The sequence below is a fragment of the Falsihalocynthiibacter sp. S25ZX9 genome, assembly GCF_041205405.1.
GTDB classification, from domain to species: domain Bacteria; phylum Pseudomonadota; class Alphaproteobacteria; order Rhodobacterales; family Rhodobacteraceae; genus Falsihalocynthiibacter; species Falsihalocynthiibacter arcticus.
Genome location: NZ_JBGFCD010000363.1, coordinates 1 through 278, shown reverse-complemented (window position 1 = coordinate 278; position 278 = coordinate 1). Strand labels below are relative to the sequence as shown.

The following is a 278-nucleotide window of genomic DNA, read 5'->3' as shown; positions in this document are numbered from 1 at the left end:
CGCATTAGACCGGTTAGAGGGCTTCACTTCGCTGCACGGCCCCGCTTTTTACGGCCTCCCCGTAAATGACACAACGCTCACCCTGACCAAGGGCGCGCCAGTTACATACCCCTCAAAAATCGAAGTCGGCGCGGAAACCGTCACTGTATTTGATCCCGGTTTCCCCCTGCATTGGACCGTCACCGCCTAGCGAAAACAAAGGACCCGTCATGATCCCAACTTCACATACCGACGCCACCGAAATTGCGCGTCTTACCGCGAAAATGCTCTTGGAAATC

General features: G+C 55.4%; 1 pseudogene. It reads left to right on the top strand.

Annotated elements, in window-relative coordinates:
- Positions 1-190, top strand: a pseudogene (locus AB9F29_RS22585) (dihydroorotase); the annotation flags it as partial.
- Positions 191-278: the final 88 nt, after the last annotated feature.